This window comes from Methylobacterium isbiliense, assembly GCF_022179325.1.
Classification (GTDB): domain Bacteria; phylum Pseudomonadota; class Alphaproteobacteria; order Rhizobiales; family Beijerinckiaceae; genus Methylobacterium; species Methylobacterium isbiliense.
In genome coordinates, this window is record NZ_BPQQ01000010.1 from 40,687 (window position 1) to 66,979 (window position 26,293).

At 71.5% G+C, this 26,293-nt stretch carries 25 protein-coding genes and 1 tRNA gene; 9 read left to right on the forward strand and 17 right to left on the reverse strand.

Annotated elements, in window-relative coordinates; genetic code table 11:
- The first annotated feature begins 124 nt into the window (after positions 1-124).
- Positions 125-1,516, forward strand: a complete 1,392-nt coding sequence (locus MFF61_RS04710) for an L-serine ammonia-lyase (RefSeq protein ID WP_238233916.1) — start codon at positions 125-127, stop codon at positions 1,514-1,516.
- Between the two features lie 107 nt (positions 1,517-1,623).
- On the opposite strand, the gene MFF61_RS04715 is transcribed toward MFF61_RS04710, so the two are convergent.
- The gene (locus MFF61_RS04715) at positions 1,624-2,748 is read right to left on the reverse strand and encodes a zinc-dependent alcohol dehydrogenase family protein (protein WP_238233917.1); all 1,125 of its coding nucleotides are present in this window, start codon (positions 2,746-2,748) and stop codon (positions 1,624-1,626) included.
- Between the two features lie 277 nt (positions 2,749-3,025).
- Positions 3,026-4,585, reverse strand: a complete 1,560-nt coding sequence (locus MFF61_RS04720) for a winged helix-turn-helix domain-containing protein (protein WP_238233918.1) — start codon at positions 4,583-4,585, stop codon at positions 3,026-3,028.
- 865 nt (positions 4,586-5,450) lie between these two features.
- Between MFF61_RS04720 and MFF61_RS04725 the strand changes: the two genes are divergently transcribed.
- Positions 5,451-7,148: a methyl-accepting chemotaxis protein gene (locus MFF61_RS04725; protein WP_238234037.1), complete on the forward strand. Its 1,698-nt coding sequence runs from the start codon at positions 5,451-5,453 to the stop codon at positions 7,146-7,148.
- A gap of 1,012 nt (positions 7,149-8,160) precedes the next feature.
- Here MFF61_RS04725 and MFF61_RS04730 read toward each other — a convergent pair.
- Positions 8,161-8,236: transfer RNA gene (locus MFF61_RS04730), tRNA-Glu, on the reverse strand.
- A 138-nt stretch (positions 8,237-8,374) separates the two neighbouring features.
- On the opposite strand from MFF61_RS04730, the gene MFF61_RS04735 reads away from it, so the two are divergent.
- Complete coding sequence (locus MFF61_RS04735; RefSeq protein ID WP_238233919.1) at positions 8,375-9,169, forward strand: TrmH family RNA methyltransferase; 795 nt, start codon at positions 8,375-8,377, stop codon at positions 9,167-9,169.
- A 7-nt stretch (positions 9,170-9,176) separates the two neighbouring features.
- On the opposite strand, the gene MFF61_RS04740 is transcribed toward MFF61_RS04735, so the two are convergent.
- The 9 genes from MFF61_RS04740 to phnG form a co-directional block, all read right to left on the reverse strand.
- On the reverse strand, positions 9,177-10,718 hold the full coding sequence (locus tag MFF61_RS04740; RefSeq protein ID WP_238233920.1) for a CYTH and CHAD domain-containing protein: 1,542 nt from the start codon (positions 10,716-10,718) through the stop codon (positions 9,177-9,179).
- 120 nt (positions 10,719-10,838) lie between these two features.
- Positions 10,839-11,369, reverse strand: a complete 531-nt coding sequence (phnN, locus tag MFF61_RS04745) for a phosphonate metabolism protein/1,5-bisphosphokinase (PRPP-forming) PhnN (RefSeq protein ID WP_238233921.1) — start codon at positions 11,367-11,369, stop codon at positions 10,839-10,841.
- On the reverse strand, positions 11,369-12,502 hold the full coding sequence (locus MFF61_RS04750; RefSeq protein WP_238233922.1) for an alpha-D-ribose 1-methylphosphonate 5-triphosphate diphosphatase: 1,134 nt from the start codon (positions 12,500-12,502) through the stop codon (positions 11,369-11,371). Before MFF61_RS04750 ends, phnN begins: the two co-directional genes overlap by 1 nt.
- 11 nt (positions 12,503-12,513) lie before the next feature.
- Positions 12,514-13,218 (reverse strand): phosphonate C-P lyase system protein PhnL, encoded by a 705-nt coding sequence (gene phnL, locus MFF61_RS04755; protein ID WP_238233923.1) that lies wholly within the window; start codon positions 13,216-13,218, stop codon positions 12,514-12,516.
- Positions 13,215-14,003: a phosphonate C-P lyase system protein PhnK gene (phnK, locus tag MFF61_RS04760; RefSeq protein WP_238233924.1), complete on the reverse strand. Its 789-nt coding sequence runs from the start codon at positions 14,001-14,003 to the stop codon at positions 13,215-13,217. The genes phnL and phnK overlap by 4 nt, the downstream gene beginning before the upstream one ends.
- On the reverse strand, positions 14,000-14,968 hold the full coding sequence (locus MFF61_RS04765) for an alpha-D-ribose 1-methylphosphonate 5-phosphate C-P-lyase PhnJ (protein WP_283205966.1): 969 nt from the start codon (positions 14,966-14,968) through the stop codon (positions 14,000-14,002). Before MFF61_RS04765 ends, phnK begins: the two co-directional genes overlap by 4 nt.
- Positions 14,965-16,110: a carbon-phosphorus lyase complex subunit gene (locus MFF61_RS04770; RefSeq protein WP_238233925.1), complete on the reverse strand. Its 1,146-nt coding sequence runs from the start codon at positions 16,108-16,110 to the stop codon at positions 14,965-14,967. The genes MFF61_RS04765 and MFF61_RS04770 overlap by 4 nt, the downstream gene beginning before the upstream one ends.
- Before the next feature lies 1 nt (position 16,111).
- Positions 16,112-16,702, reverse strand: coding sequence for a phosphonate C-P lyase system protein PhnH (phnH, locus tag MFF61_RS04775; RefSeq protein WP_238233926.1), 591 nt, complete (start codon positions 16,700-16,702; stop codon positions 16,112-16,114).
- Complete coding sequence (phnG, locus tag MFF61_RS04780; RefSeq protein WP_283205967.1) at positions 16,702-17,181, reverse strand: phosphonate C-P lyase system protein PhnG; 480 nt, start codon at positions 17,179-17,181, stop codon at positions 16,702-16,704. The genes phnH and phnG overlap by 1 nt, the downstream gene beginning before the upstream one ends.
- A gap of 76 nt (positions 17,182-17,257) precedes the next feature.
- Here phnG and phnF point away from each other — a divergent pair, with 76 nt between their 5' ends.
- Positions 17,258-18,007 carry a phosphonate metabolism transcriptional regulator PhnF gene (gene phnF / locus MFF61_RS04785; protein ID WP_238233927.1) on the forward strand — a complete coding sequence of 250 codons (750 nt, stop codon included), beginning with the start codon at positions 17,258-17,260 and terminating at the stop codon, positions 18,005-18,007.
- Between the two features lie 6 nt (positions 18,008-18,013).
- On the opposite strand, the gene MFF61_RS04790 is transcribed toward phnF, so the two are convergent.
- Both MFF61_RS04790 and MFF61_RS04795 read right to left on the reverse strand, forming a co-directional pair.
- Entirely contained in the window at positions 18,014-18,517 is a 504-nt protein-coding gene (locus MFF61_RS04790; protein ID WP_238233928.1) for a YceD family protein, read from the reverse strand.
- A gap of 94 nt (positions 18,518-18,611) precedes the next feature.
- Positions 18,612-19,184, reverse strand: coding sequence for a ubiquinol-cytochrome C chaperone family protein (locus MFF61_RS04795; RefSeq protein ID WP_238233929.1), 573 nt, complete (start codon positions 19,182-19,184; stop codon positions 18,612-18,614).
- 174 nt (positions 19,185-19,358) lie between these two features.
- Between MFF61_RS04795 and MFF61_RS04800 the strand changes: the two genes are divergently transcribed.
- Positions 19,359-19,823: an outer membrane protein assembly factor BamE gene (locus MFF61_RS04800; protein ID WP_238233930.1), complete on the forward strand. Its 465-nt coding sequence runs from the start codon at positions 19,359-19,361 to the stop codon at positions 19,821-19,823.
- A gap of 39 nt (positions 19,824-19,862) precedes the next feature.
- Here MFF61_RS04800 and MFF61_RS04805 read toward each other — a convergent pair whose 3' ends face one another.
- Positions 19,863-21,725 (reverse strand): ABC transporter ATP-binding protein, encoded by a 1,863-nt coding sequence (locus tag MFF61_RS04805; RefSeq protein ID WP_238233931.1) that lies wholly within the window; start codon positions 21,723-21,725, stop codon positions 19,863-19,865.
- A gap of 107 nt (positions 21,726-21,832) precedes the next feature.
- On the opposite strand from MFF61_RS04805, the gene MFF61_RS04810 reads away from it, so the two are divergent.
- The 4 genes from MFF61_RS04810 (at position 21,833) to MFF61_RS04825 (ending at position 25,415) form a co-directional block, all read left to right on the forward strand.
- Positions 21,833-22,297, forward strand: coding sequence for a tRNA (cytidine(34)-2'-O)-methyltransferase (locus MFF61_RS04810; protein WP_238234040.1), 465 nt, complete (start codon positions 21,833-21,835; stop codon positions 22,295-22,297).
- A gap of 79 nt (positions 22,298-22,376) precedes the next feature.
- Complete coding sequence (gene hemF / locus MFF61_RS04815) at positions 22,377-23,276, forward strand: oxygen-dependent coproporphyrinogen oxidase (RefSeq protein ID WP_238233932.1); 900 nt, start codon at positions 22,377-22,379, stop codon at positions 23,274-23,276.
- 8 nt (positions 23,277-23,284) lie between these two features.
- The gene (locus MFF61_RS04820; protein ID WP_238233933.1) at positions 23,285-24,208 is read left to right on the forward strand and encodes a DMT family transporter; all 924 of its coding nucleotides are present in this window, start codon (positions 23,285-23,287) and stop codon (positions 24,206-24,208) included.
- A gap of 31 nt (positions 24,209-24,239) precedes the next feature.
- Positions 24,240-25,415, forward strand: coding sequence for a vWA domain-containing protein (locus MFF61_RS04825; protein ID WP_238233934.1), 1,176 nt, complete (start codon positions 24,240-24,242; stop codon positions 25,413-25,415).
- 30 nt (positions 25,416-25,445) lie between these two features.
- Here the strand turns inward: MFF61_RS04825 and MFF61_RS04830 are convergent, their stop codons facing one another.
- Both MFF61_RS04830 and MFF61_RS04835 read right to left on the reverse strand, forming a co-directional pair.
- Positions 25,446-25,766, reverse strand: a complete 321-nt coding sequence (locus MFF61_RS04830) for a 2Fe-2S iron-sulfur cluster-binding protein (protein WP_238233935.1) — start codon at positions 25,764-25,766, stop codon at positions 25,446-25,448.
- A 182-nt stretch (positions 25,767-25,948) separates the two neighbouring features.
- Entirely contained in the window at positions 25,949-26,269 is a 321-nt protein-coding gene (locus MFF61_RS04835) for an Hpt domain-containing protein (protein WP_238233936.1), read from the reverse strand.
- Between the last annotated feature and the right edge of the window lie 24 nt (positions 26,270-26,293).

Below are 26,293 nucleotides of genomic sequence, written 5' to 3' on the forward strand. Positions count from 1 at the left end.
CGTCGTGGACCAGCCTCGGCGGCACCACGCCGTGGGACACGATCGAGCCGGACCATCGGCCGGAGGTCCATGCCCCTTGCCGAGACGATCGCGTCGAAATCCGCGCGGCAGTGGATGGTGAGCGATGTTTCTCAGCGTGTTCGACGTCTTCAAGCCGGGCATCGGCCCTTCGTCGTCCCACACGATGGGCCCGATGACGGCCGCCGCCGATTTCCTCGATCTCCTGCGCGGCACCGAGGCCGGCAGGCATGTGGCGGCGATCCGCGTGACGCTGCATGGCTCGCTCGCCTTCACCGGCCGGGGGCACGCCACGGATCGGGCGGTCGCACTCGGTCTCCTCGGATTCCGGCCCGCGGAGATCGAGATGGACGAGGCGGAGCGCCGCCTCGCGGACCTCGCCCGACACAAGACGCTCAAGCCGGACACTCTGCCGGAGATCGCCTTCGATCCCGCATGTGCGGTCGTGTTCGACTTCGGCCCGCCGCTGCCCGGGCACGCGAACGGGTTGATCCTCACGGCGTCGGGCGCCGCGGGCGATCCCATCCTCTGCGAGACCTACTACTCGATCGGCGGCGGCTTCGTCGTCACGGCTGCGCAGCTGGAGGCCGGCACCTCGCCGCCCTCCGCGGCGGCCGATCCGCGCCTCTGGCCGTATCCCTTCGACACGGCGGCGGCCATGCTGCGGATGGCGCAACAGAGCGGCCTGTCGATCGCCGCGATGAAGCGCGCGAACGAGGCGGTCAGCCGGTCCGCCGCAGAGGTCGATGCTGGCCTCGCCCGCATCTGGCAGACCATGAACGGCTGCGTCGAGCGCGGGCTCTCGCAGGACGGCGAGTTGCCCGGGGGCTTGCACGTCAAGCGGCGGGCCAAGCGCATCCGCGAGCAGCTCGTGCGCGAACGCGGCTCGAACACGGCGCAGCCGCACGCGATAGCGGACTGGCTGAGCGTCTACGCCATGGCGGTCAATGAGGAGAACGCGGCCGGGGGCAAGGTCGTGACCGCGCCGACCAACGGGGCCGCCGGCGTCGTTCCGGCCGTCGCGCGGTACTATCTGGACCATTGCATCGGGGCCGATGTGGGCCGGATCCCCGAGTTCCTGCTGACGGCCGCCGCCATCGGCGGATTGATCAAGCACAATGCCTCCATCTCCGGCGCGGAGGCGGGCTGCCAGGGCGAGGTCGGCTCAGCGAGCGCGATGGCGGCGGCGGGCCTGTGCGCCGTGCTCGGCGGCACGCCGGCACAGGTCGAGAACGCGGCGGAGATCGCCCTGGAGCACCATCTCGGCATGACCTGCGATCCGGTCGCGGGCCTCGTGCAGGTGCCGTGCATCGAGCGCAACGGCATCGGCGCCACCAAGGCCGTTGCGGCCGCGTCCCTGGCTCTGCGCGGGGACGGAACGCACTTCATGCCGCTCGACAACTGCATCGCGGCGATGCGGCAGACCGGCGAGGAGATGAACGCGAAGTACAAGGAGACCAGCCTGGGCGGTCTGGCCGTCAATCTTCCCGAATGTTGAGACCATTCTGGAGCGGGAGCGGCGGAGGTCGCGACCGCCGTCGGGCTGCCTGTGCCGGAGGCTGCGGCCGGCATGAGGGCGCGGCGAGGGGCGATGCCCTGACGCGCCTATAGGGCGATCACCTGCCGGACCGCCTGGCCCCGGTCCAGACGGTCGAAGCCTTCGTTGATGGCCTCGAGCGCCAGGGTGCCGGTCATGAGCTTGTTCACCGGCAGGCGGCCCTGCCGGTACAGGGCGATGTAGCGCGGGATGTCCCGGGCCGGGACGCAGCTTCCCATGTAGCTGCCGCGCACCACCCGCTCCTCGCCCACGAGGCCGACCGCCGGCAGGGTGAAGGCCTGCGTGGGGTGGGCGAGCCCGGCGGTCGCCGTCGTGCCGCCGCGGCGGGTGATCCGGTAGGCGGTGTCGAAGGCCTTCACGGAGCCGGCCATCTCCAGGGCGTGGTCGACGCCGCCCTGCGTGGCGCTGCGGATCTGCGCGACCGCGTCGGGATCGGAGGCGAGGTAGGTGTCGGTGGCGCCGAGCTCCCGGGCGATCCGGAGCTTGTCCTCCGAGAGGTCGACGGCGACCACCCGGCCCGCTCCGCACGCGACGGCCCCCAGCAGCGCCGAGAGGCCGACGCCGCCGAGGCCCACCACCGCGACGCTCTGGCCCATCCTCACCCCGCAGGTGTTCACCACGGCCCCGACGCCGGTCATCACCGCGCAGCCGAACAGGGCAGCCTCGATCAGCGGGATCTCCGGGTCGATCCGGACGATCGAGTGGCGTGAGACCACCGCGTACTCGCCGAAGGCCGAGACGCCGGCGTGGTGGTTGACCTCGACGCCCTCGCAGCGGATGCGCCGCGCGCCGGAGAGCAGCGTGCCCTCACCGTTGGCGGCGTTGCCCGGCTCGCACAGAGCCGCCCGGCCCTCCCGGCAGGGCAGGCAGGTGCCGCAGGTCGGCACGAAGGACATCACCACATGGTCGCCGCGGGCGAGGTCGGTGACGCCGGGACCGCATTCCTCCACCACCGCCGAAGCCTCGTGCCCGAGCGCCAACGGGACGGGACGCGGCCGGTCGCCGTTGATCACCGAGAGGTCGGAGTGACACAGGCCGGCGCCTGCGATCCTGACCAGAACCTCGTCCGGCCCAGGGGGCGCGAGGTCGATGGTCTCGATCGTCAAGGGCCTGCTCGTCGCGTAGGGCCGCGGCGCGGGGGCGTGGCGCAGCACGGCTGCGCGAACTCGCATCGTCACGGTCATCCTCCCGAATGGGGGCACCCGGCCCTCGTTGCCGCCACGCTGGCAGCGCCGGCCCGGCCGGTCAATCGATCAGGCCGCTCCTCGGCGCCGGCGGGCGTCGCCACGCACGTGGCTGTCGCAAACGCCGGCTGCGCGGCGACTCATTCCCGTGCCACCCCTCCTCCTGCAACCATGGCGCGTCGCTGTCCCCAGCGTCCGTGCCGGGGCCGGGCGCGGCCTTCATGCGGCCACGACCATCCATGGCCGCGCAACGATCCGTTCTCGTTCAGGACGTGCCGCCCTTGACCCCGCCGGTGACGGGCACCTGCCGCGACGGATCGGCACTCGTTTCAGAGGGGGCCGACCCGATGGCGGGCGGTCCGGCCGGGATGGCGGCGCTCGGGGACAAGCCCGCCAGGGCGGCGGCAGGCGTGACGGCAAGGCGCGACAATCCGAGCCATGCCGCGAGGGAGCCGAGCGCGTCCGCGAGGCGCTCCACCGTGCACGAGGGTGCCTGCCGCTCGACATGCGCCCGCTGAACGATCAGCGCGCCGGCCTTGCGGTCCGCCTTCAGGTCCACGCGGGCCACGAGTGCACCATCCAGAAGAAGCGGCAGGACGTAGTAGCCGTGCTCGCGCTTGTGGGCAGGCGTGTAGATCTCCAGGCGATAGCGGAAGCCGAACAGCCTCTCGGTGCGCGGGCGATGCCAGACGAGCGGGTCGAACGGCGACACCAGCGCCGCGCCGGCGCGCGTGCGGCCGAGCCGCGCGTCCTTGTGCAGGTAGGCCTGATGCAGCCACCCGCGGACGCGGACGGGAACGAGCGTGCCCTCCTCGACCAGCTGGTCGATGGGCAGCCGGGCATCCGTGGGGCCGATGCGGTAGTAGTCGCGCAGATCGTGCGCCGTTGCGACACCGAGCGCGCGTGCCGACCGGGCGATGAGGTTCCGCCGGGCATCCACCTCGCTCGGCGTCGGGACCTGAAGGATGGCGCGGGGCAGCACCCGCTCAGGCAGATCGTACACCCGCTCAAAACTGCCTCTCCGGTGGGTCGCGGCGACCAGCCCGGCCCAGAACAGCCATTCCAGCGCGTGCTTGGCGGCGCTCCAGGCCCACATGCCCTGCGAGGCCCTGGTGCCGGCGACATCGGAGCCGGCCAGCGCTCCGTCCCTCTCGATGCGCGCAAGCAGCGCGTCGGCCTCGCTGCGTCGCTCCCCCGCGAACGGTGCGAGTTGCCGCCACACGTCCTGTCCGCGGCGCGCGCGCTCCATGCGCCAGCGCAGCAAGGGCTGGCAGGCGATGGGCAGAAGCGAGGCCTCATGCCCCCAGTACTCGAAGACCGGCTTGGACCTCGCCGCCGCGATCGCGTCGAGGAGCGTGCGGTCGTACGCACCCAGACGCGAGAAGAGCGGCATGTAATGGGCACGCACGAGGACGTTGACGCTGTCGATCTGAAGCAGGCCGAGCTGATCGATTCCCTTGAGCAGGCGGGCCGCATCGACGGTCCCCCGGCGGCGCCAAGCCGTGAAGCCTTGTGCCGCGAGTGCGATGCGACGGGCCTCGTCGGCCGAAAGCTCTGCGGTCAGCGCTGCTCTCCCGAGGCGGTCATCACGGCTCCGGATCGGGCGGCCTGCATCGCCGGGAGGCGTGCCGGTGCCGGTCGTGCTTGGCCCGTTCCATACGCGGCCCTCCGCGGCCGGGCCAAGGACCGAGGCCGATCGGTCGACCTCATCGGAAGGTCCGCTGTCGGGAGGGGACGCTGAACCGCGCCGGGTCGTCCGGAAGGCTACGCGATTTGGGTCAGGCAAACCCGTCTTGCACCTCGGTCTTGCACATCGGTCTTGCACATCGGTCTTGCACCTGGAGCTTGGCACGACACTGCGCTTGGCGCACCCGGTTGCGCGGCGTCTCACCCGAGCACCCGATGCGCATTTCGCCGGAGGATGGTCTTGCTCTCTGATCGCACGACACCCCGACGCCCAGGAGAAGATCGGCTTCCAAACATGTTCTGATGAGAGGAATTCGGATTGCGAAGACGTGCTAATAATAAATGTTACTGATGATAAATCGTCTCTCGCCGAATATTCAAGTCGGTCATATCAGGCGATCAGCCGCGAGATCTTCCAATTTGTCAATGGGAATGCGGCGCTGTTTGGTTGCGGATTGTTGCCGGGACGCGGCGCGTTGGGCCCTTGAGGAGGATGCTTGGTGCTTCGAGCCGGGCCGGCGCTTGTCAGGCAGGAGGGCGCGCTGATGCGCGCCATCCACCCCGCTGGTCGTCACGCTCGACTCTCATCGTGATGCTGAGACGGTGCAGGCTGACTTCAACGAGGCCCAAATGGTCGCCGCCAGCGCCTCGAAGCGGATTCCGCCCTGCGCAATCCCGGCGACCGGCCGTCCGGCCCGCCCGTCACTGAACATGCCCTTCACGTCGTGGCAGAGGCCAAGCAGTTCTCGCATCCGGACACCGGCTTTCGCAATGCCCTGGTTGGAGAGTGCAGCTGAGCCTTGAAAGGGTTTCAACTGCCGCTCTGCGATCGAAGCTTCCTCCCTACAAGGAGGAGACTATGCGCTTCGCCTTAGTCCGGCCCGAGTCTGAAACCCGTTTGGCTTAGTTCTTTCGGGCTACGGAGATATTCGATCATGATTTTGCATTTCAACACAACATTAACTGCTGTGATCAAAGATATCTTCCAGTCGTGGAGCCATGACATGCTACGCCTATCCAATTTCAAGATCACCACGAAGATTGTGCTTCCCTTAGCGTTGGTGGCTATTATCGCAGGATTGATCGTCTATCAGGCGCGTAACACCTTTTTCGAACTTAGCAATAAAACTCAGAATATTGTCGACGTTCAAGCCAAGCGCTTGGAGAACATCTTGGGCGTTCGTATCAACGTGACAGAGGCTACAGTTCAGAACCGCAACATGCTTGTCGATAGGCGCGCCGCTGAACTGGAGAATTATAAAGTGCGCTTCGATGCGGCCGTCAAGAGAACATACGAGGCAGCCGACACGCTGATAGCACTCGCAGACACGCCCGAGCGACGCGCAATCAATCAGAAGCTGCGCGACATTCTCGAAGTCTATTTCAGAATCGTTGACCGCGCGAATGCCGCAGCCTCGAAAAACGACATTGAGACCGCAACCAAAATCGTCCTTCTCGAAGGCTTGCAAGCGCGCAGCGCGGTTCGGGATTACGTCCAGCCCCGCATCGATCAACTGACGGAAGAGTTGGAGAAGGCGAAGGCCGACGCACAGGCGAGCGCGGAGGCGTCCACCACACTCCTCGTTGCGACAGCCGCCATCGGGTTGATCGCGGCGTTGGGAACGGCGATCGGCATCGTCGTCTTCGGGCTGACGCGCCCGCTCGCGAACTTGGTTTCAGTACTGCAACGCATGGCCAGGGGCGAGATCGACGCCGACATCAAGGAAGCGGCGCGCCAGGACGAGATCGGCGTTGTTGGACAGGCGGTGGAAGGCATCAAGGCCATGGTGGCCCGGAAGGCCGTCGAGGAAGCGGAGATCCGGCGGCGCGCCGATGAAGCCGCCGCCGCCGAGCGGCGTCGCACGATGATCGAACTCGCGGACAGTTTCGAGCGGGCGGTCAGCGGGATCGTCGGCACGGTCTCGGCCTCGGCGACACAGTTGCAGGCCACCGCTTCGACGATGACGACGACGGCAACTGAAACGGCATCGCAGTCCGGCACGGTGGCGGCCGCCGCCGAGGAGGCCGCCTCCAACGTCAGCACCGTGGCGGCCGCTTCAGAGGAACTGGGAACCTCCGTGCAGGAGATCGGACGCCAAGTGCAGGGCTCGGCATCTCTTGCGCAGGCTGCGGTGGGTGAAGCGGATCAGACCGCGCGGCTCGTGCAGGACCTGTCCGCGGCCGTCACGAAGGTCGGCGACGTCGTCGGGCTGATCTCCTCGATCGCGAGTCAGACCAACCTGCTGGCGCTGAACGCCACCATTGAGGCGGCGCGCGCCGGCGAGGCGGGACGGGGCTTTGCGGTCGTGGCCGCCGAGGTGAAGGAACTCGCTTCGCAGACGGCTCGGGCAACGGACGAAATCAGCGGACAGATCGGCCGCATCCAAGGGGTGACAGGTCAGGCCGTCTCGGCCATTGGCTCGATCACCGCGCGTATTGCCGAGATGAACACGGTATGCACCGCCATTGCCGCTGCGGTCGAGGAGCAGGGCGCGGCGACCCAGGAGATCGTGCGCAACGTCGCCCAGGCAGCCACCGGCACGTCGGAGGTGACCATCAACATTACGGGTATCGCGCATGCATCGGAAGAAACCGGCGTCGCTGCGAGCCAAGTCCTCGTCGCCGCATCCGAGCTGTCCCGCCAATCCGAGCACCTCGCGACCGAGGTCAGCTCCTTCCTCAACACCGTTCGCGCCGCGTGAGGCTATGCGCATGGCTGAAATCAGCATCCTCTCAGCCGGTGATCTTTCCGATTATCAGTTGAAACAGGTCGCCTCTCGATTGGCAGAAGCTCACGCCGCAGGTTATTGATCTTGGTTCGCGAATGTAAAATCTCTCAAGCAAACCCTGCATAAAAATTGCAGTAAATTTTTATCGGAGATCGAATATTTCGAGGATGTGCTGATCAGGCTAGGTATCCCATACTCACAAACGTTTTTGCGGTCGCGGAATCTCGTCGACACCGTGGAAGACTTGGCTGCGAAGATCAGGATCTGTCCCGACGCGGCCCCATGAGATGCCCGTCCAGCCCATGATCGCCATTGCCACGATGCGTGCAAGTGACCTGACGCCTACCACCTCGTGGTTTCGGACGGCATCGCCCACATCATTCAGTGTTGTTTCCCCTTGGAACCCGGACGGATCTCCTGAGCTGATCAAGCGATGAACCCGCGTGGCGAGCCATAGCTCAGCAGACGATGAGGGCGAAGCTCATTGGCGTGCGCCGGCCAAAGCGGAAGCCGGCGCAGCACGCTCCGGGCCTCCGGGATCCGCGACACGGACGAAGTCGCGTTGCAGCAGGCGCACCAAGGCCTCGGCCAAGCCGTTGAATTGAGCGCTCTCCAATGGCGTCGGTGTGATCACCCGGCCCCGAGCCTTCGAATCCGGGGCTGCAGCGGTTGGCTAAGCTGCCTTTCTCGGCCCCTCGACGCCGTCCAGTCGCCTGACGCTCCACGGGCCGTGACGATGCTGACCGCCCCTCTGGCTCGTTCGAGGTGCCGATCCAGGGCGGGATGAAGCGTCACCACCTCTTCGAACCGCATGAGCCGCCTACCACCCACACCTTGAGCTTGGCGAACCCGCGCACAATCATGCCGATGGTCCAAGAGCCGAAGCCGGAGATGGGACCCACCGCCGAAACGGTCCGAAACACCGGTGCTGACGCTCTCATCCGGAGCGTCCAAAAGCGGCAAAAAGTGCTGGACCCATAGTGGCTGGCGCGCCCTACGGGACTCGAACCCGTGTTTTCGCCGTGAAAGGGCGACGTCCTGGACCGCTAGACGAAGGGCGCTCGCCGGGCCTGGGGTCCTATAGTGAGGTTCGCGGCGCGGAGCAACCGGATTGATGGGCCGCGCGATCGATGGGGTTGACGCGGCGCAGGCGCCGCGGCTTGTCGGAGCGCCGCGCGGCGCGGCGGAGATGAGACGGCATGACCACGAGGCGGACGGCGCCGCGGGACCGGGGACGGGGTGGACGGGGGCCTGATCGCCGGCCCGAGCGGCGACACGAGGGGCCGGACGAGGGCCGGGTGGTGCTCTACGGCTGGCACCCGGTGGCCGAGGCCCTGCGCAATCCCGCGCGCGGCCTGCACCGGCTGCTCGCCACGGAGAACGCCGCCCAGCGCCTCACCGAGGAGGTCGGCCCGCTGCGCATCGTGCCCGAACTCGTGCGGCCGGGCGCCATCACGACGCTGCTGGGGCCGGAGGCGGTGCATCAGGGGCTCTACCTGGAGGCCGAGCCCCTCCCCGCCCCGGCCTTCGAGGCCCTGCCGGACGGGGCCGTGCTGCTGGCGCTCGACCAGATCACCGATCCGCACAATGTCGGGGCCATCGTGCGCACCGCCGCGGCGTTCCGGGTCGACGCCATCATCACCACGGCCCGGCACTCCCCGGCCGCCACCGGCGTGCTGGCGAAATCGGCCTCGGGCGGGCTGGAGCACGTCCCCTTCGTGATCGTGCGCAACCTCGCCGAGGCGCTGATCGAGCTCGGCGAGCGGGGCTTCACGCGCATCGGCCTCGATTCCGAGGCCGACACGCCGCTCGCCGGCATCACGCCGCGCACCCCCCTCGTCATCGTGCTCGGGGCCGAAGGCAAGGGCCTGCGTCAGCGCACGCGCGAGTGCTGCGACGTGGTCGCCCGGCTCGATTTCCCGGGCGCGATCAAGAGCCTCAACGTCTCGAACGCGGCCGCCATCACGCTCTACGCGCTGGTGCCGCGCGGCTGACGCGGCCTCAGCGCCAGAAGGGCCGCACGTCGATCAGGGCGGTGTGCGCGGCGGCGGCCTCGGCCAGGAGCTTCTGGGTGCGCTGCTCCACGTCGGCCGCGGTCAGGCCGGCGGCGAAGACCGCGGCGCCCGGCGCGCCACGCACGAGGTCGGCCGTGAGCGTGTGGGCGGTGGCGATGTCGTTGAGATCGCCCAGCGCGTCCTGCAGGTCGGCGAGGGCGCGCACGAACCTCTTGTGGCGCTTGGCGGCCTTCGGCTTGGCGTAGAGGCCGGCGAAGAACTCGGCGCCGTAGCGCAGCTTCTTGGCCGCGATGCGCACCTCGTGGCGGGCGTGCGGCTCGAGATGGTCGAGGCCGCGCCCGCGCTTCTTCACCTTGCGGCGGCGGCGCTCCAGCTCCTCGGTGGCGAAGGCGCGGGCGGGGGCGTCGCGCCGCGCCGCCTGCGGGGCGTCCGCGGCCCGCCACGGCCCCGCATCGAGCCACGCCACGAGGTCGATCAGGACGCCGCGCCACTCCGTACCGCCGAGGGTCGCCATCACCGCCGCGTAGGCGGCGTTGCGCTCATCCTCCAGGTGCCGCTCCAGGGTGAGGAGCCCGGCCTCGTCGGGCCGCCGCTCGCGCTCGGCCGGCAAGGTGGTGGCCAGGAAGACGTCGAGGTTGCGCGCGTGCCCGAACGGCTCGCTCAGGCGCTTCAGCTCGGCCTTGAGCGCCGGCACCCGGGCATCCTCCACGATGTCGCCGAACAGCGAGAAGGCCGAGCGCAGGCGCCGCAGCGCCACGCGCAGCTGGTGCAGCGCCTCCGCGTGCCGGTGGTCGCGCAGCGCCTCCTCGTTCAGCCGCAAGTGGCGCAGGCAGGCCTGGGCGATCGCCTGGAACGCCTCCCCGGCACTCATCGCCGGGTCGAGGGCCACCGGCTCCGCCTTGCTGAAGCGGCCGAGCCCGTCCCCGATGAGCCGGTAGCCGCGCTCGGCCTTGGACAGCACACCGAGCCGCAGCGGGACGCTGGCGCCGAGTTCCCGGGCGAGCCCGAACAGGTCCGCGGCCGATCCCTGCTTGAGTTCGAGTTCGAGTTCGTTGAGCGGCGTCACGCGATCGGCAGCCCCGTCGAGGGCGGTGATCCGGCCGCGGTCCAGGGCCACCTCGATCCGGGCGCCGCCATGCGCCACCGCCCGCACCGAGCGCTCGACCGCCGCCGAGAACAGCGGCCGCAGCACCGCCTTGCGGCCGAGAACGTCGCCGAGCGGGGTCTCGGCGAGCGGGCGCAGGTCTGGCTCGGCCCCGGCCACCGCCCATTCCCATTCGGGCCGGTCGAACAGGCCGGCGCCCGGCAGCGCGGCCTTCACGGTCTGCACGTGGCCGGCGCCGTCGCTGCGCACGCGCAGCGTATAGCCGGCCGCCCTCAGGCGCCGGTCCTCGGTGTCGAAGTAGACGGAGGTGAGCCGCGCCTCCTCGGGCGCCTCGCGCGGGTCCAGCAGCGGATGTCCGCTCAGGGTGGCGAGGTCCGAGGCTTCGAATTCGAGCTTCAGTTCGGTCTCGCGTGGCGTCGTCATCCGGTCTCGTCCATCTCCCGCGTGGCGGCCGATGGGCCGCCGCTCCGGCCGCATCCCGCGGCGAGCCGCCGGATGATGGCCGTGGCGGAAAAGCTCCGCAAGGGGATCGGTTCCGGGCAATCAGCGCCCGCGCAGATGCGCGACGAGCGTTGCCGCGGCCTGTTCGGGCGCGCCGTCGTTGCGGATGGTGAGGTCCGCCTGCACCGGCGCCTCCCGGGCGAGCCGCGCCGCGAGGTCGCCGTCCTCGGGCCGCCCGCGCGCGGCAAGCCGCCGCGCCAGCACGGCGGCCGGGGCCGTTACGGCGACCACGGTGACGCCGGGCAGCCGGGTGCGCGCCTCCGCCACCGCGCGGCGCGAGACGTTGGCGACGACCACGCGGCCGGCCCGCGCGTGGTCCAGGGTCTCGGCCGGCAGGGCGTAGCCGAGGCCGTGGGCACGCCAGGACAGGGCGAAGCGCCCGTCCGCCTCGCCCTGCGTGAAGGCGGCCTCGCTCAGCTCCTCGTTCTCCTCATGGGCGGAGGGCGGGCGCGTGACGAGGCGGCGGGCGAAGACGTAGCGCGCCTCGCCGGCCAGCGCCGCGTGGGCGAGCCGGATCAGCGTGTCCTTGCCAGCCCCGCTCGGCCCCACCACCAGCACGAAGCCGCCCGCCATCACGCCACCCGCTCGCCGCCGCGCCAGACCTGGCGCACCACCGGCACTTCCTCGCTGACGCGCACCCGCACGAGGTCGGCGCGCAGGCCCGGCTCCAGCGCGCCGCGGTCGGCGAGCCCGGTCGCCCGGGCGGGGTTGCGCGTCACCGTCGCCACCGCCTCGGGCAGGGCGATGCCGGGGACGAGGCGCGGCAGCGCGAAGGCGCCCATCAGCAGGCTCGCGGGCACGTAGTCGGAGGACAGGATGTCGAGCAGGCCGTCCGCCGCCAGGGCCGCCGCCGCGACGTTGCCGGAATGCGAGCCGCCCCGGATCAGGTTCGGCGCGCCCATCATCACGGTGATGCCGGCCTGCCTCGCGCCGGACGCCGCCTCGCGGGTGGTCGGGAACTCGGCCAGCGCCACGCCCTCGCGGCGCGCCATCGCGACGTCGTCCGGGGTGGTGTCGTCGTGGCTCGCCAGCGCGATGCCGCGCTCCCGCGCGAAGGCCACCAGCGCCGGGCGGTTGGCCGCTTCGAGCGCCCGCCCCTCGCGGATCTTGCGCTCGGTGCCGGCCTTGATCGCCTCCAGCGAGCGCCCGCCGCGCGTGGCGTACTGGTAGTACTTGGCGATGTCGCGGAACTGCCGCTGGCCCGGCGTGTGGTCCATGAGCGAGATCAGGCCGATCGCGTAGCGCTCCGCGAAGGCGCGCACGGTGTCGACCACGTCGGGAGAGGGCAGTTCGCAGCGCAGATGCGTGAGGTGCTCGGCCCGGAACAGGCCGGCCTCCCGCGCGCGCGCCACCGCCTCCGCGAGCTGCATCAGTTCGGGGCCGAGCCCGCTGCCGTCCGGGTCGCTGCCCGCCCGCAGGCTGTCGAACACCGTGGTGATGCCCGAGGCCGCGATCTGCGCGTCGTAGGCCAGCACCGCGCCGAGCGGGTGCCAGCGCACCCCCGGCCGCGGGGCGTAGTGGCTCTCCAGGTGGTCGGTGTGCAGCTCGATCAGCCCCGGGATCAGGTGGTCGCCCGCGAGGTCGAGACCGCGCTCCGGCGCCCGCCCCTCGCCGATGGCGGCGATGCGCCCGTCCGCCACCGCGAGCCAGCCGCGCTGCACCCGGTCGGGCAGGACCAGCGTCGCGTTCTCGAAGATCTCGGTCATCGGGGATTCCTTCAGGCCGCCGCCTGGGCACGGAAGCGGGTGACGTCGACGATCCGCGTGGCCACGGCCTCGCGCACGTCCGCGTCGTGGAAGATGCCGAGGATGCCCGCCCCCGCCGCCTGCCGCTCGCGGATCAGCGCGACCACCACGGCGCGGTTCTGCGCGTCCAGGGAGGCGGTCGGCTCGTCGAGGAGAAGGAGCGGCTTGTCGGCGACGAGGCCGCGGGCGATGTTCACGCGCTGCTGCTCGCCGCCCGAGAAGGTCGCGGGCGGCAGGTCCCACAGGCGCTCGGGCAGGTTGAGGCGGGCCAGCAGCTCGGCGGCGCGGCGCGCGGCCTCCTGTGGCGCGAGGCCGCCCTCGCGGCCGGCCGCCTCCACCACCGCGCGGGCGCCCACCCGCGGGATCACCCGCAGGAACTGCGACACCGAGGCGATCACCCGGCGGCGCAGGTCGAGGATCTCCCGCGGCGGGGCGGTCGCCACGTCGACCACCCGGTCCCCGTCGCGGACCCGGATGGCGCCGCGGTCGCAGCGGTAGTTGCCGCTCGCCATCCGCAGCAGCGAGGACTTGCCGGCGCCGGACGGGCCGCCCAGCACCACGCACTCCCCCGGATCGACCGAGAGGCTGACGGAATCGACCACCGGCAGCACCAGCCCGCCGCGCAGGTGCAGGGTGAAGCGCTTGGCCACGTCCTCGAAGGCGATGAGCGGGATCATGCGGCGAGCACCGAGGCGACGAGAAGCTGGGTGTAGGGCTCGGCGGGATCGTCGAGCACCTGATCGGTGAGGCCGGATTCGATCACCCGGCCGCCGCGCATCACGATCATCCGGTGCGAGAGCAGGCGCGCCACCGCAAGGTCGTGCGTGACGATGACCACCGCGAGGCCGAGTTCCGCCACGAGCCGGCGGATCAGGTCGAGGAGGCGGGCCTGCACCGAGACGTCGAGGCCGGAGGTCGGCTCGTCCATCAGCACGAGGCGCGGGCCGGTCACGAGGTTGCGGGCGATCTGCAGCCGCTGGCGCATGCCGCCCGAGAAGGCCTTCGGCGGGTCGTCGATGCGGTCGGCGGCGATCTCGACCTTGCCCAGCCACTCGGCGGCGGTGGAGCGGATCCGGCCGTAATGGCGCGCGCCGACCCCCATCAGCCGCTCGCCGACATTGCCGCCGGCGGAGACCCCCATCCGCAGGCCCTGCGCGGCATCCTGGCGGATGAAGCCCCAGTCGGTGCGCATCAGGTGGCGCCGCTCGGCCTCCGAGAGGGCCGCGAGGTCGGCCAGCGTGCCGTCGCGCAGCCGGTAGCGCACCGTGCCCGCATCGGGCGCGAGGTCGCGGGCGATCAGCGACAGGAGCGTCGACTTGCCGGAGCCGGATTCGCCCACGATCGCCAGCACCTCGCCGGGATCGAGATCGAACGCGACGTCGGCGCAGCCGATTCGGTGCCCGTAGCGCTTGGTCAGGCCGCGCACGCAGAGGAGCGGTCCGCACGTCGCCCCGGCACTCATGCCCCCTCCCCCCGATGGCCGGCCGCGCGGCGCTCCTCGCAATGGTCGGTGTCCGAGCACACGAACATCCGGCGCCCGGCATCGTCGAGCAGCACCTCGTCGAGGTAGACGCCCCGGGCCGCGCAGAGCGCGCAGGGTTCGGCGAAGTGTTGCACCCGGAACGGATGGTCCTCGAAATCGAGGCTGCGCACCCGCGTGTGCGGCGGCACCGCGTAGATCCGCTTCTCGCGCCCCGCACCGAAGAGCTGGAGCGCCGGGCAATCGTCCATCTTCGGGTTGTCGAATTTCGGGGTCGGCGAGGGGTCCATGACGTAGCGGCCCGCGACCTCGACCGGATAGGCGTAGGTGGTGGCGATGTGGCCGTGGCGGGCGATGTCCTCGTAGAGCTTGACGTGCATCAGCCCGTACTCGGCGAGCGCGTGGAGCTGGCGCGTCTCGGTCTCCCGCGGCTCGAGGAAGCGCAGGGGCTCGGGGATCGGCACCTGGTAGACCAGCACCTGGCCCTCGGCGAGCGGGCGCTCGGGGATGCGGTGGCGCGTCTGGATCACCGTCGCCTCGGCGGTGCGGGTCGTGACGGCGACGCCCGCGGTCCGGGCGAAGAAGGCGCGGATCGAGACTGCGTTGGTGGTATCGTCCGAGCCCTGGTCGATGACCTTGAGCACGTCGCTCCGCCCCAGGATCGCGGCGGTGACCTGCACGCCGCCGGTGCCCCAGCCATAGGGCATCGGCATCTCGCGCGAGGCGAAGGGCACCTGGTAGCCGGGGATCGCGATCGCCTTGAGGATCGCCCGGCGGATCATCCGCTTGGTGCCCTCGTCGAGATAGGCGAAGTTGTAGCCGGTCCCCGGCTCGGGCGCCGGCTCCGCCGGGAGGTCTTCCGTGCGGGCGTGGGGCTCGGGAGACGGCGTGATGTCCGTCTCATGGCCCGGAAGGCGGGCGTCGCCGCGATGGCCCTCGTCGCTCATTCCACCGCCTCCACGCTCGGCAGGTGGTCCTGCCCTTGCCCTTGCCCTTGCCCTTGCGCTTGCCCTTGCCCCTCTCCCTGCCGCGCGTGCTCCGCCCGCATCCGCCGCACCAGCTCCAGCTCGGCCTGGAAGTCGACGTAGTGGGGCAGCTTGAGGTGCTCGACGAAGCCCGTGGCCTGGAGCGCATCGCAATGCGCCAGCACGAATTCCTGGTCCTGGGCCGGGGAGGCGACCGGCTCGCCGAGTTCCTCCGCCCGCAGCGCGCGGTCGACCAGCGCCATCGCCATCGCCTTGCGCTCGCACTGGCCGAAGGCGAGGCCGTAGCCGCGGGTGAACTGCGGCGGCACGGCGGCGCTGCCCTTGAACTGGTTGACCATCTGGCACTCGGTGAGCGCGACGCGCCCGAGCGGGACTGGGAAGCCGAGTTCCTCGGGCGTGAACTCCACCTCGACCTCGCCCACCCGCACCTCGCCGACGAAGGGGTGGGTGCGGCCGTAGCCGCGCTGGGTCGCGTAGCCGAGCGCGAGCACGAAGCCTTCGTCGCCGCGCGCGAGCGCCTGCAGGCGCACCGCCCGGTCGGCGGGATAATCCACCGGCTCGCGGGTGAGGTCGCCCACCGGAGCGCCCTCCTCGGGCGGCGAGGGCTCGATCAGGCCGTCGCCCGCCAGCAGGTCCGTGACCCGCGGCGCCGGGCCGGGTTCCGGCTCGGCCTGTGCGGCCGCCGGCACCTCGCCCCCGGCGGCGAGCGCGAAATCGAGAAGGCGGTGGGTGTAGTCGAAGGTCGGCCCGAGCACCTGCCCGCCGGGCAGGTCCTTGAAGGTGGCGGAGACGCGGCGCGCGAGCCGCATCGCCCCGGTATCGACCGGTTCGCCGGCGCCGAAGCGGGGCAGCGTGGTGCGGTAGGCCCGCACCAGGAACACCGCCTCGATCAGGTCGCCGCGCGCCTGCTTGAGGGCGAGCGCCGCGAGGCCGGGATCGTAGAGCGAGCCTTCCGTCATCACCCGGTCGACGAGCAGGCTCAGCTGCCCGGCGATCTGCTCCACCGCGAGGTCCGGCACCCCGGGGTCGCCCCGGCGCGCCTCGGCGAGCAGCCGGTGGGCGTTGGCGATGGCGGCCTCGCCGCCCTTCACGGCCACGTACATATCACGCCTCCGTGACGCGGGTGGAGCGCGGCAGGCCGGCGAGCCGGCCCGGCGCGGCGAGCAGGAGGTCGATGCCGAGCGGGAAGCGGGCATGGTTCGCGGCGAGCCGGGCGGCGCAATCCGGCGGCAGCGGTGCGGCGGACAGGTGCGCCCGGCCGCGGATGCCCGGCCCCTCCAGCACGAGCCGCCCGTCCTCCCCCAGCCGGTCGAGCGCGAGCACCAGGGTGGCGGAGCGGTCCGGATAGGCGGGCGTGCCCTGCGCGAACTCCGCGAAATCCGGGCAGCGCGCCGGATCGGAGACGAGGGCGAAGGCGGCTTGCCCGGGATCCGCCACCACGGGCGCTCCGGTGTGGAAGCGCAGGAAGGCGGCGACCTCCGGGCTGGCAGAGAGCGGCGCGTCGAGCCAGAGCGGCGCGTCCGCGTCGGCGAGCGTCAGCGCCAAGGCGGCGAGTTCGGGCGTGAGCGGCGCCGGGGGCGATAGCGTGAGGGTGAGCGCCTGCACCCGGCCCGGCCGGGCGAGCGCGTCCATCACGGCGCGAAAGACGCGCTGCGCGTCGTGCACGGGATCCCGCAGCCCGGGGGCGAGCGCCATCAATCCTCTCCCCGCACCATCGTGAAGAAGTTCACCTTGGTCGCCGCGCTCCGCCGCGCCGCTGCCGCGTCCTCGGCCGCGCGCCGGCCGGCCGCCGGCGCGAGCGCCGCCTCCACGGCCGCCCGCCGCTCCGGCCGCTGCCAGACCGCGTCGAGGATCGCGGCGAGGCGCGCCTTCTCGCGGTCGCGGCCGAGATGGTAGGCGAAGCCCGTCTCCCCGCCGGAGAGCCGGACCGCGGCGCGCGTCACCGTCATCTCGCCGAGGTTGAAGGCGCGCCCGTCACCGCCGATGCGCCCGCGCGCCATCACCAGCCCGGTCTCGGCCGGGCGCAGATCCTCCGCACCGTCCACCGGCCCGAGCCGGTCCAGGGCCGCCCGCAACTCCTCGCGCGTGGCGAGCGCGCAGCGGGCCATCACGGCGCGGCGCTGCTCGGTCTCTGGCGTTCGCGGCGGAGAGCGTGTTGAGGTGGCGGTCGGCATGGCGTCCGGTGGTCCTGACTTGTCTAATGGTATAGACAAGTGAGCGTGCGCGGGCAAATGAAGTTTGGATGACGGTATGGGCGAGGGCGGCGACATCCGGGTGACGGCGCTCAGGCGCGGCGAGGGGCTGGCCGCGTGGCGGCAGATCGCGGACGGCCTGGAGGCCGAGATCCGGACGGGCGCTCTCGCGGCCGGCGCGCAGCTGCCGACCGAGGCGGCGCTGGCGGCCCGCTTCGGCGTGAACCGCCACACGGTGCGCCGGGCGCTGGCGGTGCTGGCCGAGCGCGGCCTCGTGCGGGCGACGCAGGGGCGCGGCACCTTCGTCGAGGCGCCCCGTCTCGCCTACCCGATCGGCCCGCGCACGCGCTTCTCGGAGATCGTCTCGCGGGCCGGGCGCGAGGCCTGGGGCGACCTGATCGCGAGCGCCGAGGTGGCGGCGGAGGCCGAGATCGCGGCCGATCTCGGCCTGCCGCCGGGCGCGCCCGTGCTCGATCTCCTCACGCTGCACCGCGCGGACGGCACGCCGATCTCGACCGCCCGCACCTGCCTGCCGCTGCCGCGCTTTGCCGGCTTCGACAGGGCCTACGCGGCGCTCGGATCGATCACCCGGGCCTACGCGGCGTTCGGCGTGTCCGACTACACCCGCCTCTCGACCCGCATCGGTGCCCGCTTGGCCGCCGCCGAGGAGGCGGCCCGGCTCGACCTCGCGCCGGGCCGGGTGCTCATCAGCCTCGCGAGCGTGAATGCGGACGCGGCGGGCACCCGCATCCAGGCCACGCGCGGGCTGTTCGTGGCCGACCGGGTGGAGCTGGTGGTCGAGGGCTGAGCCGGATCAGGCCCCGTCCTTGAGGCTCTTGAGCCGTGAGAACGGCGTCTCGGGCGCGTCTCCGGCCGGGGGCTCGAAGGCGACGCCGGGCTTGCGCGGGTAGGGATCGAGCCCGAGCGCCAGGAACTCCGCCGTGAGGCTGCCGAGGTCGACGCGGCCGTTGACGATCGGGTCGGGAATTTCCGCGTCCTCGGCGGCCGTGCCCGCGAAGGCGTCGGGCGCGGCGAAATCCACGTCGACCTCCTCGCGCATCGTCGAGTCGAAGGGATCGAGCGTGACCACGCAGGTCTGCGCGATGGCCGCCTCGACGGTGCCGGTTACCTGCAGGCGGTGGAGCGAGCCGGCGAGGCGGAAGCGGCCGACGAGGCTGTGGATGGCCGGCAGGCCGAAGTCACGGGCGAGCGCCTCGCGCTCCTCCGGGCTCGCCTCGACCACGACCTCCTGCCCCGCCTTGAGCGCGCGCTCGACCGCGACCGGGCGGGACAGCGGGCCGACGGTGTCAGGTGTCATGGTGTCCTCCTCGTCTGAGCCTCATGCGCCGAATGGGCCGCCGGTTCTGCGGCGGCGATGACGCGAGAGCGGATGGCCGCGCCGACCTGACGATTCACGCGGGGCGGTGCCCCGGGTTCCCGGCCGGCGACGCGAAGGCGGCGGGGTCGGGCAGCACCGGGCCGTGGCCGAGAAGGGCATCGAGATCCTGCCGGCCCAGGGCCTCGGCGGCGGCGGCCACGTAGGCGGCGAGCGGCGTCCCCGCCTCCGCCTCGTCGCGCGCCAGCACGTTGCGGGCGAGCGCGACGGCGAGCGCCGGGCGGTCGCCCGCATCGAGCGCCGCGTCGTAGGCCCCTGCCCGGCCGTAGAAGGCCTGGGCGAGCTTCTTCATGCGCTTGGCGACCCCGAGATCGCCGACCCCGAGTTCGCGCAGGGACGAGTCGAGCTGGGCGAAGACCGAATCGACGAGATCCTGCGCCACGTCCTCGGCCGGTGCCGGCAGCTGCCGCAGCCGCCGCAGCACCAGGATCACGTGCAGGCACAGGGTCTCGAAGCGCCCCTCCACCGTGTCCGGCACCCCGAGGGCGAGGTAGAGGCCGGGCTGGCGGGCCGCCGCATTGATGCGCACGTGCAACGCCTCGATGACGCGGCGGCGCCCGTCGTCGCGCCGGAAGAGGTTGCGGATCATCATGCCTCCGTCGCCCAACCCGCTGGGCGGCCTGCCGGAATCCGCGCCGCGGCGGCCGCCGCAACGCCTGTGGCCGAACCTTGGCCGTGCCTTGCCAACGCCACAACCCCGGGGTACGGCAGCGGTCCGTCCCGGCGCAAGGCCGGCGTCCGCTTGCGTGTTCCAGAGGTCGCGATGCCGCGTCGCTTCTCCCCGTCGCTTCTCCGCCTCGCCGCGGCGGGTCTCCTCGGCCTGTCGGTGGCCGGCTGCGTGATCGGCGAGGAATTCCGCCGCGGCTACCTCATCGACGAGGCCGCGGTGGCCCAGGTGAAGCCCGGATCGAGCGCCGAGCAGGTGCTCCAGCTCCTCGGCACCCCGACCACCGTCTCCACCGTCGGCAACAAGTCCTGGTACTACATCAGCCAGAACACCCGCCGCACCGTGATGTTCTTGGGCGAAAGCACCCAGGATCAGCGGGTGCTCGCCGTCTACTTCAACCAGGGCTTCAAGGTGGAGCGCGTCGCGCTCTACGGCCAGCAGGACGGCCGGGTGTTCGACTTCATCTCCCGCACGACGCCGACCAGCGGCGGCGAGCAGGCCTTCCTCGGCCAGCTCCTACGGGGCCTGACCAAGTTCGAGCCCTTCCGCAACGCGCAGTAGGCGCGGCCGCCGCGGCCCCGTCTCGCGACGGCGGGGCCCCTACTCCGCCGCCTCGAAGGCCGGGTCCCCGGTCCCCAGGAACCCGCCGGACTGGCGCGCCCACAGCCGCGCGTAGAGCCCGCCGCGGCGGATCAGCTCCGCGTGGCGGCCCTCCTCCACGATGCGGCCGCGGTCGAGCACGATCAGCCGGTCGAGGGCGGCGATGGTCGAGAGCCGGTGGGCGATGGCCAGCACGGTCTTGCCCTGCATCAGGGTGTCGAGCGAGCCCTGGATCGCCGCCTCCACTTCCGAATCGAGCGCGGAGGTCGCCTCGTCCAGGATCAGGATCGGCGCGTCCTTCAGGATCACCCGCGCGATGGCGATGCGCTGGCGCTGCCCGCCCGAGAGTTTGACGCCGCGCTCGCCCACCTGGGCCGCGTAGCCGGTGCGGCCCTTGTGGTCCTCCAGGCCCAGGATGAAGTCGTGGGCGTGCGCGAGCTTGGCCGCCGCGACGATCTCCTCCTCGCCCGCCTCGGGGCGGCCATACGCGATGTTGTCGCGGATCGAGCGGTGGAGGAGCGAGGTGTCCTGCGTCACGACCGCGATCTGGCGCCGCAGCGAGTCCTGGGTCACGCCCGCGATGTCCTGGCCGTCGATCAGGATGCGCCCGCCTTCGAGGTCGTGCAGGCGCAGCAGCAGCGACGTGACGGTGGTCTTGCCGGCGCCGCTGGTGCCGACGAGCCCGACCTTCTCGCCGGGCGCGATCGTCAGGGTCAGGCCCTCGATCACGCCGCGGTCCTCGCGGCCGTAATGGAAGGTCACGCCCTCGAAGGCGATGCGCCCGCGCGGGACCGTCAGCTCCCGCGCGTCCGGCCGGTCGACGATGCCGTGCGGGCGGGCGATGGTCTGCATGCTCTCCTGGATCACGCCGATGTTCTCGAACAGGCCGCGCACGGTCTGCATCACCCAGCCCGACATGGCGATGAGGCGCAGCACCAGGGCGAGGCCCGCGGCCCCCTCCCCGGTCGTCATCTGCCCGCGCGACCACAGCGCCAGCACCGCCCCGGCCGTCGCCACGATGAGCACGCTGTTGAGGAGCGACAGGGTCCCGGTGGTCGCCGTGATGAGCCGGAACGAGTGCAGGTAGGCGTCGGTGTGGGCGGTGGTCGCCTCGCGCACCGCCGAGCGCTCCTCCCTGTCGCGGGCGAAGAGCTTGACGGTGAGGATGTTGGTGTAGCTGTCGACGATGCGCCCGATCAGGGTCGAGCGGGTGTCCGCCACCTTGAGCGAGCGGGCACGGGCGCGGGGCACGAAGTAGGCGGTGAGGCCGGCATAGGCCACGATCCAGAGCGCCACCGGCAGCACCAGCCACGGGCTGATCGAGGAGAACAGCCCGACCGCCGTGACGGCGAAGATCGCCACGTAGAGCAGCGTGTCGATGAACACCACCGCGAGTTCGCGCACCGCCGGGCCGACCTGCGTCACCCGGTTGGCGAGCCGCCCGGCGAAATCGGCCTGGAAGTAGGAGAGCGAGTGGCCGAGCGTGTAAAGGTGCGTGCGCCAGCGGATCATGTTCGTGGTCTGGGGCACCACGAGCTGGTTGGAGAGCGCCTCGTGCAGCCACGACAGGCAGGGGCGCACCACGAGGATCAGCGCGGCGGCCAGCGTGAGGCCGGTGGCGTGGTTCGCCCACAGGGTCGCCGGCTCCGACTTCGCCAGGATGTCGACGAACCAGCCCATCAGCAGGTAGAGCGACGCCTCGACGATCCCGGCCGCGAGCCCGACGAAGAACAGGATGACCAGGGCCGTGCGCACCGGGCGCAGGTAGTGGCCGGCGAAGCCCGTGACCGTGCCGGGCGGCTGGCGCCCCTCGTCGCAGGGCGCGAACGGGTCGATGCGGCGCTCGAGCCAGGCGAGGAACATGCGGGAGCCATCCGTGGGGGATCGGACCCGTTTAGGTATCGTGCGGCGGCGCCCTGCCAACCGGGGGGCGATGCCGCACGTCGTTGACCCTTGAACCACTCCACCCGATGCTGCGCCTCGCCCTCTACCAGCCCGACATCCCGCAGAACACCGGCACCATGCTGCGCCTCGCCGCCTGTCTCGGCGTGGCGGTGGAGATCATCGAGCCGGCGGGGTTCGACGTCTCGGACCGACACCTGCGGCGCTCGGGGCTCGACTACCTCGACCACGTGGCCATCACCCGCCACCGCTCGTGGGCCGCGTTCGAGGCGTGGCGGGCCGAGGCCGGCATCCGGCTCGTGCTCGCCACCACGGCGGGCGCCCTGCCCTACACCCTCTTCGCCTTCGCGCCCGGGGACTGCCTGATGGTCGGGCGCGAATCCGCCGGGGTTCCGGAGGCGGTGCACGCGGCCGCCGACGCCCGGGTGGTGATCCCGCTCAAGGCCGGGATGCGCTCGCTCAACGTCGCGGTGGCGGCCGGCATGATCCTGGGCGAGGCGGTGCGCCAGACCGGCGGCGTCGCACCGGGCTGACGCTCCGCGTCCCTCGACTCCGGTGCCTCGCAGATCGTGCCTCTTGGCCCAGGCGCGCCGGTGTGGGATGGAACGAGCCATGAGCATCGACGCCTCCCTCGACCTCGACGCCCTCAAGCAGGACGCGACCGCGTGGTTCGCCACGCTGCGCGACCGGATCTGCGCCGCCTTCGAGGCGCTGGAGGACGAGGCGACCGGGCCGTTCCCGCCGGAGACCGATGCGCCCGGCCGCTTCGTGCGCACGCCCTGGGAGCGCACCGACCATTCGGGCCAGCCGGGCGGCGGCGGCGTCATGGCGATGCTGCGCGGCCGCGTGTTCGAGAAGGCGGGCGTGCACGTCTCGGCGGTGCACGGCGAGTTCGCCCCCGAGTTCCGCGTCCAGATCCCGGGCGCCGCCGAGGATCCGCGCTTCTTCGCCACCGGCATCTCGCTGATCGCCCATCCCTGGAACCCGCACGTGCCGACCGTGCACATGAACACGCGCCTCGTGGTCACCACGAAGGCGTGGTTCGGCGGGGGCGCCGACCTCACGCCCGTCCTCGACCGGCGCCGCACGCAAGACGATCCCGACACGGTGGCGTTCCATGCGGCACTCCAGGCCGCCTGCGAGCGGCATCCGGGGGCGGATTACGCCCGCTACAAGGCGTGGTGCGACGAGTACTTCCACCTCAAGCACCGCAACGAGCCGCGCGGCATCGGCGGCATCTTCTACGACTATCACTGGACCGGCGATCCGGCGGCCGACCTCGCCCTGACCCGGGAGGTCGGCGAGGCGTTCCTGTCCGTCTATCCCGGCATCGTGCGGCGCAACCTCGCCACGTCCTGGACCGAGGCCGACCGGCGCGAGCAGCAGGTCCGCCGCGGGCGCTACGTCGAGTTCAACCTGCTCTACGACCGCGGCACCATCTTCGGGCTGAAGACCGGCGGCAACGTCGATTCCATCCTGTCCTCCATGCCGCCCACGGTGCGCTGGCCTTAAATCAGCCGGTGAAGCCCGCCTCGGACATCGCCGCCGCGATCCTCTGGATGGCGGGTGCCCTCCTGTCGTTCTCCGCCACCGCGCTCGCGGTGCGCGAACTCGCGCCCGCCCTCGGGCTGTTCGACATACTGGCGGCGCGCGCGGGCGCGGGCGTCGTCATCGTGGGTGTCGTGGCGCTCCTGCGCGGGGCCGGCGGGGTGCTGGTCCCGGTGCGGCGCTGGCCGCTGCACCTCCTGCGCAACGTCGTGCACTGGTTCGGCAACTACGCGTGGTCGCTCGGCGTCACGCTGCTGCCGCTCGGCATCGTCTTCGCGCTCGAATTCACCACCCCGGCCTGGGTGACGCTGCTCGCCGTGCTGATCCTGCGCGAGCGCCTGACACCGAGCCGGGCCGGCGCGGTGGCGCTCGGCTTCCTCGGCGTGCTGGTGATCCTGCGTCCCGGTCTCGCGGCGCTCCAGCCGGCGAGCCTGCTGGTGCTCGGGGCCGCGCTCTGCTTCGCGCTCGTCGCCATCGCCACCAAGGCGCTCACCCGCACCGAGCCGACGCTGGCGATCCTGTTCTGGATGAACGCGATGCAGCTGCCGATGAACCTCGCGGCCTCGCATCTCGTGCCCGCCGCGCCGAGCGCCGTGTTTCTGGCCGGCCATCACGGCCTCGCCCTGGCGGTGGTCTGCCTCGCCGGGCTCTCCTCGCATTGGTGCCTCACCAACGCCTACAAGCGCGGCGACGCGATCCTCGTCGTGCCGCTGGATTTCCTGCGCCTGCCGCTCATCGCGGTGGTCGGCTGGCAGGTCTACGGCGAGGCGCTCGACCCGTGGCTGTTCGTGGGCGCGGGCCTGATCGTCGGCGGCCTCGTCTGGAACCTCACCCGCGAGACGCGCCGCGCCCCGCCCGCCGCTCTGCCCGCGAGCCCGCCCGCGCGCGGGACTTGACCTCGCGCGCGACCTCGCGCGTTGATCGCGCATGCTGCTCACCTTCTTCACCGAACTGCGCGCCGCCAAGGTCCCGGTCTCGCTGCGCGAGTACCTGACCCTGCTGGAGGCCCTCGACCGCGACCTCGCCGACCAGCGGGTGGAGGACTTCTACTACCTGTCGCGCACCGCCCTGGTGAAGGACGAGCGCAATCTCGACAAGTTCGACCGGGTGTTCGGGCAGGTCTTCAAGGGAATCGAGTCCCTCGGCGAGGCCGTGGACCCGCAGGCGATCCCCGATGAGTGGCTGCGCAAGCTCGCCGAGAAGTACCTCACCGAGGAGGAGCGCAAGGAGCTGCAGGCGCTCGGCTGGGACAAGCTGTTCGAGACCCTGAAGCAGCGGCTCGCCGAGCAGAAGGGCCGCCACCAGGGCGGGTCGAAGTGGATCGGCACCGCCGGCACCTCGCCCTTCGGCGCCTACGGCTACAATCCCGAGGGCATCCGGATCGGACAGGACGGCAACCGCAACTTCCGCGCCGTGAAGGTCTGGGACCAGCGCACCTTCAAGGATCTGGACGACGCCGAGGAACTCGGCTCGCGCAACATGCGCCTTGCGCTGCGGCGGCTGCGCCGCTTCGCCCGCACGGGGGCGGCCGAGGAACTCGACCTCGACGGCACCATCCGGGAGACCGCGAAGGCCGGCTACCTCGACCTGCGCCTGCGGCCCGAGCGGCGCAACGCCGTGAAGGTGCTGCTGTTCCTCGACGTCGGCGGCTCGATGGACTGGCATGTCGGGCTCGCCGAGGAGCTCTTTTCCGCCGCGCGCTCGGAGTTCAAGCACTTCGAGCACTTCTACTTCCACAACTGCCTGTACGAGTCGGTCTGGACCGAGAACCGGCGGCGCCACACCGAGCGCACGCCGCTCCTCGACGTGATCCGCACCTACCCGTCCGATTACCGCGTGGTCTTCGTCGGCGACGCCTCGATGTCCCCCTACGAGATCGCGATGCCGGGCGGCTCGGTTGAGCACTGGAACGAGGAGGCCGGGCAGGTCTGGCTCGGCCGGGTCCTCGATCATTTCCCGAAGGCGGTCTGGCTCAATCCGGTGCCGGAGGCGCACTGGCCCTACACGCAGTCGATCGCGATGATCCGGCAGATCGTGTCCGGGCGGATGTTCCCGCTGACGCTGGAGGGGATCGACGAGGCGATGCGGGCGCTGGTGCGATAAGAGGCCGGCCCGCTTCGACCGGGGCGTGCCTTACCCCTGCTGACGCGGCGTCGTGACCTTCAGCCCGTCCAGTTCGGGCTTCACGCGGATCTGGCAGGAGAGCCGGGAATTCGGGCGCACGTCCGAGGCGAAGTCGAGCATGTCCTGCTCCATCGGCTCGGCCGGCCCCACCGCCGCCTCCCATTCGGGATCGACGTAGACGTGACAGGTGGCACAGGCGCAGGCCCCGCCGCACTCGGCGTCGATGCCCGGCACGTTGTTGCGGATCGCGGTCTCCATCACGGTCGAGCCGATCTCGCCCTGAACGCTGCGGGGCGTGCCTGCGGCATCGACGTAGGTGATCTGGACCATCGGGCTCTCCGCCTTTCGCACCTCGCGGCCCGTTCGGGGCGCCGCGGCGGTGACTGATTGGCGGGAGGTCGGGCGGAAAGCAAGCGCGCCATTCGCCGCCCGGGCAGGCTGAAGCGCGCGCGGGCGCGGACGGGCGCGGTTCATCACCGGCCTGCAGGCATTTGCCGCACGGGGAGGACGGATCAGAGGAGCGCGAGCGTCGCCGCGACCGCGTCCGCGAGATCGGCGAGCGGGGGCTCGGCCGGCACGTTCGTCCGCAGGGCCTCCTCCAGCGCCGCCGCCGCCGCCGCGACCCGGCGCGCGCCGATGCCGAGCGCGGCGCCCTTCAGGGTGTGGGCGAGGTCGGCGCGCTCGGCCGCCGGGCGGCCTGCCTCGGCCAGCGCCGGCAGCAGGCGGTCGCATTGTAGGCGAAACAGCACCAGCACCTCGGCGGCGAGATCCGCATCGCCGAAGGTCTGCCGGGTGAGGTGGTCGCGGTCGAGGAGCGGTTCCGGTTCGGTCATCGGCTCGCCTCCCTGTGCGGCGTC

What these genes read in the sequence shown, in the direction of transcription:
- MFF61_RS04710 (WP_238233916.1), top strand. Translation starts at nt 125, where the DNA reads ATGTTTCTCAGCGTGTTCGACGTCTTCAAGCCGGGCATCGGCCCTTCG.
- MFF61_RS04715 (WP_238233917.1), bottom strand. Translation starts at nt 2,748, where the DNA reads ATGCGAGTTCGCGCAGCCGTGCTGCGCCACGCCCCCGCGCCGCGGCCC.
- MFF61_RS04725 (WP_238234037.1), top strand. Translation starts at nt 5,451, where the DNA reads ATGCTACGCCTATCCAATTTCAAGATCACCACGAAGATTGTGCTTCCC.
- MFF61_RS04735 (WP_238233919.1), top strand. Translation starts at nt 8,375, where the DNA reads ATGACCACGAGGCGGACGGCGCCGCGGGACCGGGGACGGGGTGGACGG.
- MFF61_RS04740 (WP_238233920.1), bottom strand. Translation starts at nt 10,718, where the DNA reads ATGACGACGCCACGCGAGACCGAACTGAAGCTCGAATTCGAAGCCTCG.
- phnN (WP_238233921.1), bottom strand. Translation starts at nt 11,369, where the DNA reads ATGGCGGGCGGCTTCGTGCTGGTGGTGGGGCCGAGCGGGGCTGGCAAG.
- MFF61_RS04750 (WP_238233922.1), bottom strand. Translation starts at nt 12,502, where the DNA reads ATGACCGAGATCTTCGAGAACGCGACGCTGGTCCTGCCCGACCGGGTG.
- phnL (WP_238233923.1), bottom strand. Translation starts at nt 13,218, where the DNA reads ATGATCCCGCTCATCGCCTTCGAGGACGTGGCCAAGCGCTTCACCCTG.
- phnK (WP_238233924.1), bottom strand. Translation starts at nt 14,003, where the DNA reads ATGAGTGCCGGGGCGACGTGCGGACCGCTCCTCTGCGTGCGCGGCCTG.
- MFF61_RS04765 (WP_283205966.1), bottom strand. Translation starts at nt 14,968, where the DNA reads ATGAGCGACGAGGGCCATCGCGGCGACGCCCGCCTTCCGGGCCATGAG.
- MFF61_RS04770 (WP_238233925.1), bottom strand. Translation starts at nt 16,110, where the DNA reads ATGTACGTGGCCGTGAAGGGCGGCGAGGCCGCCATCGCCAACGCCCAC.
- phnH (WP_238233926.1), bottom strand. Translation starts at nt 16,702, where the DNA reads ATGGCGCTCGCCCCCGGGCTGCGGGATCCCGTGCACGACGCGCAGCGC.
- phnG (WP_283205967.1), bottom strand. Translation starts at nt 17,181, where the DNA reads ATGCCGACCGCCACCTCAACACGCTCTCCGCCGCGAACGCCAGAGACC.
- phnF (WP_238233927.1), top strand. Translation starts at nt 17,258, where the DNA reads ATGGGCGAGGGCGGCGACATCCGGGTGACGGCGCTCAGGCGCGGCGAG.
- MFF61_RS04790 (WP_238233928.1), bottom strand. Translation starts at nt 18,517, where the DNA reads ATGACACCTGACACCGTCGGCCCGCTGTCCCGCCCGGTCGCGGTCGAG.
- MFF61_RS04795 (WP_238233929.1), bottom strand. Translation starts at nt 19,184, where the DNA reads ATGATCCGCAACCTCTTCCGGCGCGACGACGGGCGCCGCCGCGTCATC.
- MFF61_RS04800 (WP_238233930.1), top strand. Translation starts at nt 19,359, where the DNA reads ATGCCGCGTCGCTTCTCCCCGTCGCTTCTCCGCCTCGCCGCGGCGGGT.
- MFF61_RS04805 (WP_238233931.1), bottom strand. Translation starts at nt 21,725, where the DNA reads ATGTTCCTCGCCTGGCTCGAGCGCCGCATCGACCCGTTCGCGCCCTGC.
- MFF61_RS04810 (WP_238234040.1), top strand. Translation starts at nt 21,833, where the DNA reads ATGCTGCGCCTCGCCCTCTACCAGCCCGACATCCCGCAGAACACCGGC.
- hemF (WP_238233932.1), top strand. Translation starts at nt 22,377, where the DNA reads ATGAGCATCGACGCCTCCCTCGACCTCGACGCCCTCAAGCAGGACGCG.
- MFF61_RS04825 (WP_238233934.1), top strand. Translation starts at nt 24,240, where the DNA reads ATGCTGCTCACCTTCTTCACCGAACTGCGCGCCGCCAAGGTCCCGGTC.
- MFF61_RS04830 (WP_238233935.1), bottom strand. Translation starts at nt 25,766, where the DNA reads ATGGTCCAGATCACCTACGTCGATGCCGCAGGCACGCCCCGCAGCGTT.
- MFF61_RS04835 (WP_238233936.1), bottom strand. Translation starts at nt 26,269, where the DNA reads ATGACCGAACCGGAACCGCTCCTCGACCGCGACCACCTCACCCGGCAG.